Consider the following 13424-nt stretch of genomic DNA (forward strand, 5'->3'; position numbering starts at 1 on the left):
GCAAAGATTAGGAGGGGTATCCATGAGCGCTTTTTTAGGATGGATTCATTATTGGCTCTACAAGAAAATCCGCTTCGTTGTTGAGCGGGAGCAACTTCTTTACGAGAGGGCGGAAGAACTGTGCGGTCCCATGGCCGAAGAAATCCGGGCAACGGTATGGGAAAGCTACGGTGAGCCGCTGCCGGATGTGGACTTGGCTGAAGTTATCGACCACACCAATATTCACGGCTGGCTGCAGCGCCAGATTACTCTCGCGGAAACCCGCGAGGCGGCGGTTGTCAAAGCCCTTGTTGACCACTGCGGTGATGCCGGCCTTAACGCGGCGGGTGAAGTGTTTGCCGCCCATGGTGAGCAGTGTGGCCACGACGCCCAGGCTAGCGGCAAGTATGACCTAACCGGCGCGGACGGCATTTACCGGGCTCTTAATGACTACTTTCTCAACGGCATGCCTTGTGACCAGGCTGACATGCTGGTCATCAACACGCCGGAGCAAGTGGCGTGGGAAAACACCGTGTGTCTTAAAGGCCGCCACTGGAACATCGCCAACATTGACGCCGCCGTTATGCGCGGTCTTTATCAGAAATGGTTGACCGGCTTTGTTCAGGCCGCCAACCCGGCGTTTTACTTTGCGCAAACGGTGGTTGACAAAAACGGCACCCCGGCCGTCCGTAACGAAATCCGGCGGAAATAATAACGTCCCCTGCGCCGGTTTGCGGCAGCAGGGGAATTTGCTTAATCCATTAAAGCGCGCATAGGCGGGGGCGAACGGGCTACACTATCACCGAGGAGATGAAGCTGTGGCTGAAGATAAAGTCCCAAGCAGCGTCAGTGAAGGGGTAAAAGCCTGCCGCAGCCAATATGATAGCAGCTTCACTGATAGCGACCTCTGCGCGCAATGCAGTTTCAAATGCATCCAGGGGTGCGTGTGAAAGGCCGGAATTAAGTTCCGGCCTTTATTATTTCAGAAAGTATAAATTTTTTAACCGCAAAGATAATCGTGCCAATATATGGCGCTACCAATAATGAAAAATTATTTTTAACCTCGGAGAACACGCCAGGCGCGATATTCATCGCGCGGAAAATTAAAGTAAAAAATATTCCTCCGCGTCCTCTGTGGTTCCATTATATAGTTCATGCGCGACAACTGTCGCGCGCGTAGCCCTTCGTGTTCTTTGTGTACTTCGCGGTTTTGCCACTTTCTAGGGTAGTGCACACCAAGAACGCGAAGTTGCGCAAGGAATTATACTGGTACCGCGAGGCGTGCATGAAGCAGGGCTGGCGGGGATATTTTATGTTTGTCACCATAACCTAACGGGAGGCGCTTTTATGAAACTGCTTCTTCACCCGCTGCCGGTGCGCATCTTTCACTGGACGATGTTTGCCAGTGTCATTACGCTGCTCTTTACCGGGTTGTATCTTCATTATCCCTTTGACGTAGTGCGGTTGCCTGTCAGCATAATGCGCAAGGTGCATCTTGTTTTTGGCTTTATCCTTTCCGTTAACCTGCTGGGGCAGATATACTACTATGTTTATACCGGCAAGTACACGGAAGTGCTGGTCAGCCGCCATGACCTTCCCCACTTGCGCAGTTTTTTTCGCTACTATCTCTTTATTACCGAGCATCATCCCAATTTTGGACGGTATAACCCTGGACAAAAACTTCTGTTTACCGCCTGGGGCTTGGCGGTGCTGACTGGCGCCATTACCGGTATGGGACTGTTTGTTCCCGACCACTCCCAGTGGCTACAGAAACTGCTCGGCGGTTTGCATGTTATGCGGCTCATCCAGTTCTTCATTGCTATGTTTTTTGTCGCGACCATTCCGTTGCATTTGTACCTGGTCTTTACGGAAGAACCGGCCAAACTGCAAGCGATGTTTACCGGTTTTCTCAATAAGGAGCCAAAACTACCGCCACTACAGAAATAATCATGCCATAAATTGGCACCACAAATAATGAAAACCCTTATTTAACCGCTGAGGACACGGAGACGCGATTTCATCGCGCAGGTTAAAATAAAATTCCCTCTGCGTTCTACCATAAAAAGTGACGAAACCGCAAAGGACGCAAAGAACGCGAAGGGCTACGCGCGCGACAGTTGTCGCGCTTGATTAGCTCGATTGCTTACTTTTCATGTTTTGTGGTGCCGCTTCATCGGCATAATTATCTCTGCGGTTCCTATATTCCCCATTTTGAAGTTGCCGGTTTTAAGGCTAGATAATTATACCATTACCTTGGTACCACGAGTACTGGAATTTAAAAGCGTTCTACCACTTTCGACTTTCCGCTTGCTACTTTCCAAGGTAGTTAACTATTACGGGTGAGCACCAATGGCCAAATCGGCCGTCAGGTGCGGCTGGACATTAATATTGAGCTGTTCCTGCAATACTTGGCGGCCGGTGTCCATGCCCTGGGCGCCGAGCAGTACGAGCAAGTCGCCGTCATACAGGCGCTGGAGGGCGGACTGAATGGCAGTCTGTAGGTCGAGGTAAAAGGAAAAGGCGGCGCCGGTGCGGCTTAACTCGCCGAGAAAGGCTTGGCGCTCCTCGGCAGTTACGGTGTCGGCAGGTCCAACTTGATCGGCGCTAGCGGTGACAATGAGTTCAAATGGCAGAGCGGCCTGCCAGCGGGCCATGGTGATTGCATTGAGGGCATTGATGGCGGCGCCGCGCCCGCCGCGGATGGCATTGACAACCACCAGGCGGCGATAGCGGAAAGTAGTGATGGTGGCAAAGACGGCGTCAATGCTGCCTGGGTTAAGCGCCGTATCGTCAATGACGGTAAAGCCGCCGCAGCGGTAGATTTCCAGGCGGCGCTCCACCCCTTGAAAGGAACTGAAGGCAGCAGCGATCTCGTCCGGTGATATGCCATGCAGCAAGCCGGCTGCAGCGGCGAGCAGGGCATTTTCGACGTTATGCCGGCCCGCTAGGGGCAGGCTGACGGTGATTTGGCCGGCGGGGATGTTCTGACGGCCGGGGAGCGTGCTCCAGGTCAGCCGGAACTTGCTGCCATAGGCCGGGGTATGCAGTATCTGGGCGGTTACGTCGGCAGGACCGGTGAGCGATACCGCTATGACTGGGCCGCCGGCCAGGGCGGCCATGCGCCGGCAATGATCGTCGTCTCGGTTGACGACTAGGGGCGACGGTCCGAGCAGGGTGAGAAAGCGCTCTTTGGCCGCCAGATAGTCGGCAAAAGTGTGGTGAAAGTCCAGGTGGTCGGCGCAGATATTGGTCAAAATGCCGCAGGAAAAAGTAACATGGTCGACCCGGCTCATTTCTACGCCCTGGGCCGACACTTCCATGGCGGCATGGGTGACGCCGCTGTCGCGCATCAGGGCCAGGTAACGCTGAAGGCTCGCCGCATCGGGGGTGGTGAGCCGGCTGGGGAAGGAGATTTTTCCCACATTGACGCGGACGGTGCCAATTAGGCCCGGGAGGTGGCCGGCGGTACGGAAAATATGTTCCAGCATAAGGGCGACGGTCGTTTTGCCGTTGCTGCCGGTGACGCCCACAAGGTTTAGGCTGCGGGAGGGGTGGTTGTAAAAGTGGGCGGCCAAGGCGGCCAACGCCTGGCGGGCGTCCGGCACAACGGCAACCGGAATGGCAAGGGGCGGCAGCCGGTCAGGCGCATCGGTGACCACCGCCTTCGCGCCATGGCGGACGGCTTCGGCGGCATAGGCGTTTCCGTCAGCGGCGCGTCCCCGGATGGCGACAAATACCCAGCCTGGTTTGATTTCGCCCGAATGGCAGCTGATGCCGGCGGCGCCGTCGAGCAAACGGAGTATAGCGTCCACTCTTTCACCTTCTTTAGCACAAAATACCTCTATCATAGTATTAAGAAAGCGGCATGAAGGTGAGTAACGCGGCGTCGGCTGCGCAAAATATTAAGGCTGGTTTACCAGGATGCAAAAACAAGGGAGGAAATTCGGCGTGAAATTTTGGGAGAAAGCAGTGGCCATGGTCACCATTATTGCCTTGCCCGGCTGTGGTTGGCTGCAGTCGCCGGCACCCAAACATATATCGGATTTCGTGGCGCCGGGGGTGACCGTGGAAGGGATGGCGGTAGGCGGGCTGACCAGGGCGGAACTGGATAATGTGCTTAAGTCGCTGGCCCAGCAGCATTACCGGCCTCCTAAAGATGCCCGTTTTGACGATGAAACCGGCAAGGTTACGGACGGCGAACCGGGACGCCGGCTAGACATCACCGCTACCGCCGAGCGGGTGATGGCGGCGCTGCCGAATAGTAATATTACAGGAATATACCAGGATATTCAGCCGGCCATTAGTGCAGCCCAGCTTGAACAGGCCCGCCGTCTGGGCAGTTATACTACCGAAATCCTTGATGCCAGCCCCGGCCGTCTCCACAACATCCGGTTGACGGCCAAACTCATCAACAACGCCGTTGTTGAACCTGGCGCCGAGTTTTCCTTTAATCGCCAAACCGGTGAACCAACTGCCGAACGGGGCTTTAAGGAAGCGCCGGTCATCGGCAGGGATGGGCAAATGGAACCCGGCCTGGGAGGTGGCATGTGCCAGGTTTCGTCCACTTTATACAACGCCGTGCTGGCCGTCGGCTGGCCGGTAACCGAGCGGCATCCCCACTCGCAGCCGGTGGCCTATGTGCCAAAAGGGCGTGATGCTACTACCTATACCGACAAGGATCTCCGCTTTGTCAACGCTACGCGGCAGAGGGTCGTTATCCGCGCCGTTGTGCACAGCAACCGACTTACCGTCGACCTGTGGGGATTATCCAAAGAATAGCCCCTGATTGCCGTGGACAGGAATAAAAGAACCAAGCACCGTCCATACTAAGACCGGAGGTGGGAGTGAATGCGCAATAACCGGTACTCAGTATTCGCAATAGTCGCAATCTTCGTCGTGATAGCCGTCGCGGGAGCATTTGCCCTACTGCGCCCTCCCGCCCAAAAGCCAGCACCGCTGCCAACGCCTCCGCCGGCGCCAGCGCAGCCGGCGCCGCCACCGCCACAGCCCATTCCCGGCATGCCGCCATTTGATGCGGACAAGTACAAGGCCGAACCGACCGTGGCGGTGTGGATGGCGGATAAAGGCCAGGTGGAACATATGCCGCTGGAAAAATATCTGGAAGGGGTTATCGCCCAGGAAATGGAGCCTGACTGGCCGCTGGAGGCCCTCAAGGCCCAGGCGATCGCTTCCCGGACGCTGACAATCAGCGCGATTGAAGCGGGAACCATCCGCCGGCTCCATAACGCCGATGTCAGCACATCCAAGGACGAACTTCAGGCCTACGCGCCGCAAAAGGTCAACGCTGCGGTGCGCGACGCCGTCGAGGCTACGCGGGGACAGGTGCTATTGTATGCCGGCAGCCTAATTTATGCGATTTACCATTCCAGCAACGGTCAAATTAACGCGACCAAGGAAGAGAGTTTTCCCAAAGAAATACCCCAGCCCACGCCTTACTTTCAGCCGGTAACCGACGATAGTTTCCGTTATACGCCAGCTAACATCCAGGCCTGGGAGGTCAAAATTCCCGCCGGTGAAGTGGCCGCCGCCGTGGGCTACAGCGGCAACCCCGGCGATATCACCATTCTGGAGAAAGGACCGTCGGGCCGCATCCTTTTTATCGGCGCCGGTGACAAGAAAGTGTACGGCGCCGAATTCCGCAAGGCGGTGGGTTATGACCGGCTTAAGTCCACCCTTATCACAGAGATGACCTTTGACGGCAGTCATTTTATCTTTAAGGGCAAAGGCTGGGGCAACGGTGTCGGCCTCTGTCAATGGGGAGCCTATACTTTTGCTAAGGACGGACGCAGCGCCGAGGAAATTCTCAAACACTACTACGTCGGCGCTGAAATCCGCAAACTTTGGGACTAAACGGTAAACGCCAGGAGGCTCGCATGCCCGACCACGAGTGGTTTGGGCGATACCCGCCCAGCCAGTATCTGTATGTCGCCAAGGCTAATCCCGTAGTGGACCGTCTTACCGAAATCATCAACAAAAACCGGCAAGAGCTGGCGGCAATTCGCAATACCCCCTTTCGCAAAAGCATTGAAGCGGAAAAAATTATTGCTGCTGATATGCAAGCGCTAGGGTTCCTTCATTCGGTGACCAACCGCCAATATGCACCGCTGTTTAAAAAAGGCCTCAATTTTGAAGTGGACTTTTATCATCCCGGTTGGCAGATTGCCGTTGAAGTGGAAAAAGGCGAAATCAACAATGTTTGGAAGAATATTTGCAAATTTGCCGAATCCAGTGTTATCCGCCATGGCGTGCTGCTGGTGCCGGTCGTGCGGCAAGGCCAGCAGGCAAGCAGTGAATTTTACCAAAATACGGTTAAGCGGCTTTGTCATATCGAACGTATTTACACTTTAATGGAAAGTCTGCTAATCATCGGTTATTGATCGCAATATTTTCACCCTAGCTGCATATATTAATAGCGGAGAGGCAGCCTCTATAGTGGCGCCTCATCCGGCAAGGCGCCGCAAGGTCTGGTACGCACGGGCCGTCGCGGCGCTCCGTTATACTTATGACTTTTTATGCAATACCCGCTAATAATGGTCGGCGGGTATTTTTCTTTGCAAAGATAGTTTAGCCGGTAAAGCGGGGGTAAAGCCGGTGACAGTGCTCTGGAATTTAGCGATCATTTATGGTAATATATAGGTAATTTGTGTACAACCTCCGGTTAGTTTGGCTACCGCCGGCAAACACTAGTTACACCGGTGGTCAGGCATCAAGGAGGAGCGGGTGGTATGAAACAAGTAGTCGTGACCGTCGTTGGCACCCAGCGCGACGCGGACGGGGAAGAAAACCGGATTGAATTAGTGACGGTAGGCAAGTATTATACCAAGAATAACATCCATTATATTACTTACCAGGAGAGTACTGTCTCCGGGATGGAGGGAACGACTACCCTTATTAAACTCTATCCCTCCCATGCCGCTGTTGTCCGTATGGGCCATATTGAACAGAAACAGGAATTCCGCGAAGGTCAGCGCAGCCGCAGCACCTATGTCACGCCCTTCGGGGCGATGCGCATGAGTGTATATACCAGCCGCTTGGCTGTTGATATTGCCGGTACAACCGTCAATATCGAAATCGAATATGATTTGGAAATTGAGGGACAGTGGCAGAGCGCCAACAAGCTGTCCGTAAAAATACGGGAGGATGAAAGGCAAAATGGATATTAAACAGCTGCTAACGGAAACGATAGCCAAAGCCGCACGCGAGGCTATGGCCGCGGGCGCTTTCCGGGCCGACGAATTGCCGCCGGTTATGCTGGAGGTGCCGCCCCAAAAGGAGTTTGGCGACTATGCCACCAACTTTGCCATGCAGGCGGCGCGGGCGGCGAAGACCAATCCACGCGTTATTGCACAGGCCATTGTCGACCGCATCCAGGCGCCGTGGCTCGAGAAGGCGGTCATTGCCGGGCCGGGGTTTATTAATTTTTATCTCAAGCCAGGATGGCTGTACGATCTGCTTCAGCGCATCCTTGCGGCCGGCGAAAACTATGGCAATACTGACTATGGGCGCGGCCGGCGCGTCCAGGTAGAATTTGTCAGTGCCAATCCGACCGGGCCGTTGCATGTGGGGCATGGCCGCGGCGCCGCCGTGGGCAGTGCGCTTGTCAACCTGCTGCGGGCTGCTGGCTATGATGTTGAGGCCGAGTTTTATATTAATGATGCCGGCAGTCAGATTGACCATCTGGCGGCCTCGGTCAATGCCCGTTACCTGGAGCTTTTGGGTCAGCCGGTAGAGTTCCCGGAAGACGGTTATCGCGGCCGCGATATCATTGACACCGCCCAGCGGATTATTGACCGCGAAGGGGCGCGCTATCTGCTAGTTTCCCCGGCCGAGCGGCTGGCCGTTTTCAAAGAACTGGCCCTGTCGGAAAAACTGGCCGCCTTGCGCGAAGACCTCGAAGCTTTTGGCGTTACCTTTGACGTTTGGTTCAGCGAACGCACCCTGCATCAGACAGGGGCCATTGCCGCTACCTGTGAACTGCTGAAAAAAAGCGGCGACATCTATGAACAGGACGGCGCCTTGTGGCTCCGCTCCACCGCTTACGGTGATGATAAAGACCGGGTGGTCATCCGCGATAACGGCGTGCCGACTTACCTGGCGGCCGATATCGCCTACCACCGCAACAAGTTCGAGCGCGGCTTCGATACCGTCATCAACATTTGGGGGGCTGACCACCACGGCTATATTGCGCGGGTCAAGGCCGCCATCGCCGCGCTGGGGTACGACCCGGCGCGCCTGGAAGTGCTGATTTTACAGATGGTCAGCCTGTACCAAAACGGTGAGCTGGTCAAAATGTCCAAGCGCACTGGCCAAGGCGTCACGCTGGCCGAGCTTATTGAAGAAGTAGGCCGTGACGCGGCGCGGTTCTTCTTTATTATGCGCTCCGCCGACAGCCAGCTTGATTTCGATCTTGATTTGGCCAAGTCACGCACCAATGAAAATCCCGTCTACTATATCCAATATGCCCATGCCCGTATTGCTAGCATATTCCGGCAGGCGGAGGAGGCCGGCATTGCCGTCCGCCCTGAGGAGTGGACGGAAGATAAGCTCGCCTGCCTTACGGCGGAAACAGAAATCGACCTTATTAAAAAACTGGGCGAATATCCGGATGAAATTACGGCCGCAGCCCGGGAACGGGCGCCGCACCGCATTGCCCGCTATGTTCATGATTTAGCCGGCTTGTTCCATGCCTTCTATAACCAGTGCCGCATTATTGGTGTTGAGCCGGCCTTGCAAAATGCCCGGCTTGGCCTGGTAACGGCGGTGCAGCGCGTCCTGCGCCACGCGCTTAGTATTCTGGGCGTTACGGCGCCGGAAAAAATGTAAAAAGAGGAATTTCCTGCCGGACGGTGAATATACACACCCTAATGACCAATGACCAGTGCAGGAGGGAAAGACAATGGTGCATTCGGAAAACCAGCTGTCGGAAGTAGAAATAGCTTATAGCATCCTGCGCCAGGTAGGAAGCGCTATGTATTTTCGCGATTTGATCACCGAGGTGCTCAAGATAAAGGGCCGGAAAACGCAGTCCCCCGCCCAGGCGCTGGCCGAAGTGCATACCCAGATTAATATGGACAGCCGCTTTGTTCATATGGGCAAAGGCATGTGGGGACTGGCCGAATGGATGCCGCAGCGCGGCGGCAGCTACCAGGCGGAGGAGACGGCGGCGACTGTTTCCGACGCTAGCTTACGGCGGCAACAACTGCTCGCTGAAATCCAGCAAGATTATACGGATCCCATGGTTGAGCCGGCCGATAACGAATAACTTGCTTGACAACATACAAAAATAAGGTATACAATTTTTAGGGCCTAACCATGCGGGCAGGCCTACAGGCACTTTTATAGGAGGACTTCTTCATGGCAAAATATATTTTTGTTACCGGGGGGGTAGTGTCTTCGCTCGGCAAAGGCATTACGGCCGCGTCGCTGGGCCGGCTGCTCAAAAACCGGGGCCTGAAAGTCACTATTCAGAAGTTTGACCCGTATATCAACATTGACCCCGGTACCATGAGCCCTTATCAGCATGGCGAAGTATTTGTCACTGAGGACGGCGGCGAAACCGACCTCGACCTAGGGCACTACGAGCGCTTTATTGACATAAATTTAAGCAAGAGTTCCAATGTGACGGCCGGCAAAGTTTACTGGTCGGTCATCAGCAAGGAGCGCAAGGGTGATTATCTGGGCAGCACCGTCCAGGTCATTCCCCATATTACCAATGAGATTAAAGAGCGCATTTACCGGGTAGGCAAGGAAGATAACGCCGACATTGTTATCACCGAAATCGGCGGCACGGTCGGCGATATCGAAAGTCTCCCTTTCCTTGAGGCTATCCGCCAGGTCAAGAAGGAAGTGGGGCGCAATGACGTCCTGTACATCCATGTCACGCTAGTCCCTTATATTTCGGCGGCCGGCGAGCTCAAGACCAAGCCGACGCAGCACAGCGTAAAAGAGCTGCGCAGCATCGGCATCCACCCCGATATTATCGTCTGCCGCACCGAGCATGAATTGTCGCAGGAACTTAAGGAAAAATTGGCCTTGTTCTGCGACATTGACGTTAATGCCGTCATTCAAAACCGTAATGCCGCCAGCATTTACCAGGTGCCGCTTTTGCTGGAGGAAGAAGGTCTCGACCGCATTGTGCTGGAAAAGCTCAATCTGCCGGCGGGGACGGCCGACATGACCGAGTGGCGGAAAATGGTGGATAAGATTTTGTATCCATCCAAATCTGTGCGCATCGCCATCGTCGGTAAGTATGTCCAGCTGCAGGATGCCTATATGAGCGTGTCCGAGGCGCTGCGCCATGCCGGGATCGCCAACGATGCGGCCATCCAGATCAAATGGGTTAATGCCCAGGAAGTGGAAGGCTCGGATGCCGACCTGGCGGCCCTTTTTGGCGACGTAGACGGTATTCTGGTTCCCGGCGGCTTTGGCGACCGCGGCGTGGAAGGGAAAATCCGCACCATTCAATACGCTCGGGAAAACAAAGTGCCTTTCTTCGGGCTATGTTTGGGCATGCAGTGCGCCGTCATTGAATTTGCCCGCAATGTGTGCGGGCTTAAAGGCGCTCATTCCAGCGAGTTCGATCCCAATACGCCCCATCCCGTCATCGACCTTATGCCCGAACAAGTCGCCGTCGAGGAAAAGGGCGGTACGATGCGCTTGGGCGTATACCCTTGTAAAGTTACTGAAGGGACTTTAACCTACAAGGCCTATCAGGATGAAATTATTTATGAGCGGCACCGCCACCGCTTTGAATTCAATAACGCCTACCGCCAGCTTTTGACCGAGCATGGTCTGGTTATTGGCGGCACCTTGCCGAATGGCCGGCTGGTGGAAATTGTCGAGATTAAAGACCATCCCTGGTTTGTCGGCACCCAGTTCCACCCTGAATTCAAGTCCCGGCCGACCAATCCGCATCCGCTGTTCCGCGATTTCGTGAAAGCGGCCCTGACGTACAAAGAAGCGAAACAGTAATCGTCGCACCAAGAGTTCACTGTTGGGTTAACCAACAGTTCTTTTTTTAATACTAACTTTGTATGCTAAAAACTGACCGAGGAGGATGCCAATGTTCAAACGGACAGTCATGTATGTTATCGCCGCTGTCGTGCTTGTCTCGCTCGTTGGGGCGGCCTTTATTATTCCGGGGCTGAAAACTAAAGGCGCTGCTGCACAGGGTAAAGTTGCCGTTATCTATATCGACGGCGTTATCATCGGGGGACGGGGCCAAAGCGCCTTGCTGGCCGAGTACGGGGGCACTGACGATATTATGCGCCAGCTGCACGAAGCGCGGGATGATGCCGCCGTGCGCGCCGTGGTACTACGCATCAACAGCCCAGGCGGCAGTGCGCCTGCATCGCAGGAAGTGGGCGAGGAAGTAAAAAAGCTGCGGGCGGCCGGCAAGATTGTCGTAACCTCGATGGGGGACGTGGCGGCCTCGGGCGGCTACTGGATCGCCGCCCTGACCGACAAAATTTATGCCAATCCGGCCACGATGACCGGCAGCATCGGCGTCTATATCCCCTATGCCAACTGGGAAGAACTTTATCGTAAAATCGGCATCCGCCAGGAAAAAATCAAAAGCGGCCCGCATAAAGATATTTTGTCGCCGGAACGGTCCATGACTGGGGAAGAGCGGGCCATCATTCAGGCGATGGTCGATGACATGTATAATCAGTTTGTGGCCGTTGTGGCCGAAGGACGGAAAATGGACCCGGCCCGCGTGCGGCAGTTGGCCGATGGGCGCATTTACACCGGCAATCAGGCCAAAGAACTGGGGCTGGTAGATGAGCTGGGCAACTTGTACGACGCTATTGATGGCGCCGCCCGGCTGGCCGGCATCAAAGGCAAACCGCAGGTCATTGAATATGGCAAGCATTCTCCCTGGGATTATCTCTTGAGTCTGCGGGCGCCCACCCTGCTGGAAAAAGTGCTGCAGCAGCCGCACAACCAGCTGCCGCTCACGGCGCCGCTGGCGCTGCCGGAAAAATGGTAGGAGGCGACAATGATGGGCCAGTTGTTGGAACTGCTTTATGACGTGCTCTTTCATCCGACAGCGGCGATGCGCCGGGTAGCCGGCGAAAAGCGCGTTGGCCAGGCCGTCCTCGTTTTTCTTGTCAGCGTGCTGCTGCCGGTGTGGGGACTTTATTTCGGCCTTAAAGCGGCCGGCATGCCACAGACCATCAGCGTTGTGGTGCTTTTTCAGCTCTTGGGCAGCTTGCTCTTATGGGTTATGGGCGCTGGCCTGTTGCACCTCATCGCCGAATTTTTGGGCGGCCGCGGCTCGGCGCGTGGCCTGTTCGCCGCCTTAGGCTTTGCCCAGTTTCCCCGCATCTTTATTGTTCCCCTCTGGGTGTTGGCGGCGCTGTTGCCGGAGGGAGCGCGCCCGCTGGCAATGGCTGCGTCGGCCCTCTTCGTCCTCTTTTGGGTCCTTGCCCTCCATGTGGCGGCGATTAAAGGCGCCCATGACCTGGGCGTGGCCAAAGCCACGCTTGTGCTGGCCATTCCTTTTCTAGTCGCCATGGCGGTTATGGCCGTGATTGTCATCTTTGTCAGTGCTGCGGTTATGCGTTGGCCGCTTTTTTATTGAAAAACTTTTCTAACCGCGGAGAGCGCAGAGGCGCGATATTTATCGCGCGAAGAATATCATACTTCTCCGTGTCCTACGCTGAAAACAGGGAACATCACACGGTGAGTATTGGAACCGCAGAGATATTCATGCCAATAATTGGCACCACAAAGCATGAAAACGGATAGTCTGCGGCGAATATTTAGCTTGCGGCTGGGCGACCAAAGGACGTCGCGTACTAGCGCTTCGAGCCTGACGCAAAGATTGTCCTCAATCATTCGGTGCATCACTAACTGTCACCTCCTATTGGAGAGTACGCAGGGTAGAATACATCCCTAGAGATGATTGCACCAGTCGCAAAATAAGGCCGCAGAAGGAGAATTAGAATGAGTAACAATGTCCAGGTAGTTTATGAGCGGTGTTGCGGGTTAGACATTCACAAACGCAAAATTGAAGCCTGTGCCCTGGTAGGCGAAAAAATGCGGCGCAACAGTTTCGGCACTACGTCAGAACAGTTGCACAAACTTGCCGATTGGTTAAAAAAACATGAGGTTGAAATCGTAGCAATGGAAAGCACCGGTGTTTACTGGAAGCCGGTTATCAACGTTCTGGAAGCCGAAGGAATAAAAGCGATAATAGTCAATGCTCAGCACATTAAAAACGTACCTGGACGAAAAACCGATGTTAAAGATGCCGAGTGGATAGCTTCGCTTCTTCGCCATGGACTACTAAAACCAAGCTTCATTCCCGAGCGCAGGCAACGGGAAATGCGGGAAATCACAAGATTACGCACCTCTAAAATTCAAGAACGCGCCCGTGAAATCCAACCCGGCTGCAAAAATTCTTGGAAGGCTGCAACATA

General features: G+C 54.8%; 14 protein-coding genes. 12 read left to right on the forward strand and 2 right to left on the reverse strand.

The genetic code is table 11. From position 1 onward, the window contains the following. Positions 1 to 22: 22 nt before the first annotated feature. Together TCARDRAFT_RS12305 and TCARDRAFT_RS12310 are read left to right on the forward strand one after the other, a co-directional pair. Entirely contained in the window at positions 23 to 691 is a 669-nt protein-coding gene (locus tag TCARDRAFT_RS12305) for a hypothetical protein (protein ID WP_040683415.1), read from the forward strand. Positions 692 to 1326: 635 nt separating this feature from the next. Beyond that, positions 1327 to 1926, forward strand: a complete 600-nt coding sequence (locus tag TCARDRAFT_RS12310; RefSeq protein WP_007290309.1) for a cytochrome b/b6 domain-containing protein — start codon at positions 1327 to 1329, stop codon at positions 1924 to 1926. Positions 1927 to 2312: 386 nt separating this feature from the next. Here the strand turns inward: TCARDRAFT_RS12310 and TCARDRAFT_RS12315 are convergent, their stop codons facing one another. Further along, complete coding sequence (locus TCARDRAFT_RS12315; protein ID WP_007290310.1) at positions 2313 to 3791, reverse strand: Mur ligase family protein; 1479 nt, start codon at positions 3789 to 3791, stop codon at positions 2313 to 2315. 136 nt (positions 3792 to 3927) lie between these two features. Between TCARDRAFT_RS12315 and TCARDRAFT_RS14715 the strand changes: the two genes are divergently transcribed. The 9 genes from TCARDRAFT_RS14715 (at position 3928) to TCARDRAFT_RS12360 (ending at position 12583) form a co-directional block, all read left to right on the forward strand. Next, complete coding sequence (locus TCARDRAFT_RS14715) at positions 3928 to 4758, forward strand: VanW family protein (RefSeq protein WP_007290311.1); 831 nt, start codon at positions 3928 to 3930, stop codon at positions 4756 to 4758. 69 nt (positions 4759 to 4827) lie between these two features. Continuing rightward, positions 4828 to 5850, forward strand: coding sequence for a SpoIID/LytB domain-containing protein (locus TCARDRAFT_RS12325; protein WP_007290312.1), 1023 nt, complete (start codon positions 4828 to 4830; stop codon positions 5848 to 5850). Positions 5851 to 5873: 23 nt separating this feature from the next. Next, entirely contained in the window at positions 5874 to 6377 is a 504-nt protein-coding gene (locus TCARDRAFT_RS12330) for a hypothetical protein (RefSeq protein WP_007290313.1), read from the forward strand. 348 nt (positions 6378 to 6725) lie between these two features. Further along, complete coding sequence (locus TCARDRAFT_RS12335; protein WP_007290314.1) at positions 6726 to 7163, forward strand: DUF1934 domain-containing protein; 438 nt, start codon at positions 6726 to 6728, stop codon at positions 7161 to 7163. Continuing rightward, entirely contained in the window at positions 7153 to 8823 is a 1671-nt protein-coding gene (gene argS, locus TCARDRAFT_RS12340) for an arginine--tRNA ligase (protein WP_007290315.1), read from the forward strand. The genes TCARDRAFT_RS12335 and argS overlap by 11 nt, the downstream gene beginning before the upstream one ends. A gap of 73 nt (positions 8824 to 8896) precedes the next feature. Continuing rightward, positions 8897 to 9262 (forward strand): DNA-directed RNA polymerase subunit delta, encoded by a 366-nt coding sequence (gene rpoE, locus TCARDRAFT_RS12345; RefSeq protein ID WP_007290316.1) that lies wholly within the window; start codon positions 8897 to 8899, stop codon positions 9260 to 9262. A gap of 92 nt (positions 9263 to 9354) precedes the next feature. After that, complete coding sequence (locus TCARDRAFT_RS12350) at positions 9355 to 10971, forward strand: CTP synthase (protein ID WP_007290317.1); 1617 nt, start codon at positions 9355 to 9357, stop codon at positions 10969 to 10971. A 91-nt stretch (positions 10972 to 11062) separates the two neighbouring features. Further along, on the forward strand, positions 11063 to 11989 hold the full coding sequence (sppA, locus tag TCARDRAFT_RS12355; protein ID WP_007290318.1) for a signal peptide peptidase SppA: 927 nt from the start codon (positions 11063 to 11065) through the stop codon (positions 11987 to 11989). 9 nt (positions 11990 to 11998) lie between these two features. Continuing rightward, positions 11999 to 12583, forward strand: coding sequence for a Yip1 family protein (locus TCARDRAFT_RS12360; RefSeq protein ID WP_007290319.1), 585 nt, complete (start codon positions 11999 to 12001; stop codon positions 12581 to 12583). Positions 12584 to 12639: 56 nt separating this feature from the next. On the opposite strand, the gene TCARDRAFT_RS15595 is transcribed toward TCARDRAFT_RS12360, so the two are convergent. After that, positions 12640 to 12852, reverse strand: coding sequence for a hypothetical protein (locus TCARDRAFT_RS15595; RefSeq protein WP_156784702.1), 213 nt, complete (start codon positions 12850 to 12852; stop codon positions 12640 to 12642). Positions 12853 to 12948: 96 nt separating this feature from the next. Between TCARDRAFT_RS15595 and TCARDRAFT_RS12365 the strand changes: the two genes are divergently transcribed. Next, positions 12949 to 13424: IS110 family transposase (locus tag TCARDRAFT_RS12365; protein ID WP_232199135.1), on the forward strand; the 476-nt coding region annotated here is incomplete at its 3' end.

Source organism: Thermosinus carboxydivorans Nor1 (genome assembly GCF_000169155.1).
Lineage (GTDB): Bacteria > Bacillota > Negativicutes > Sporomusales > Thermosinaceae > Thermosinus > Thermosinus carboxydivorans.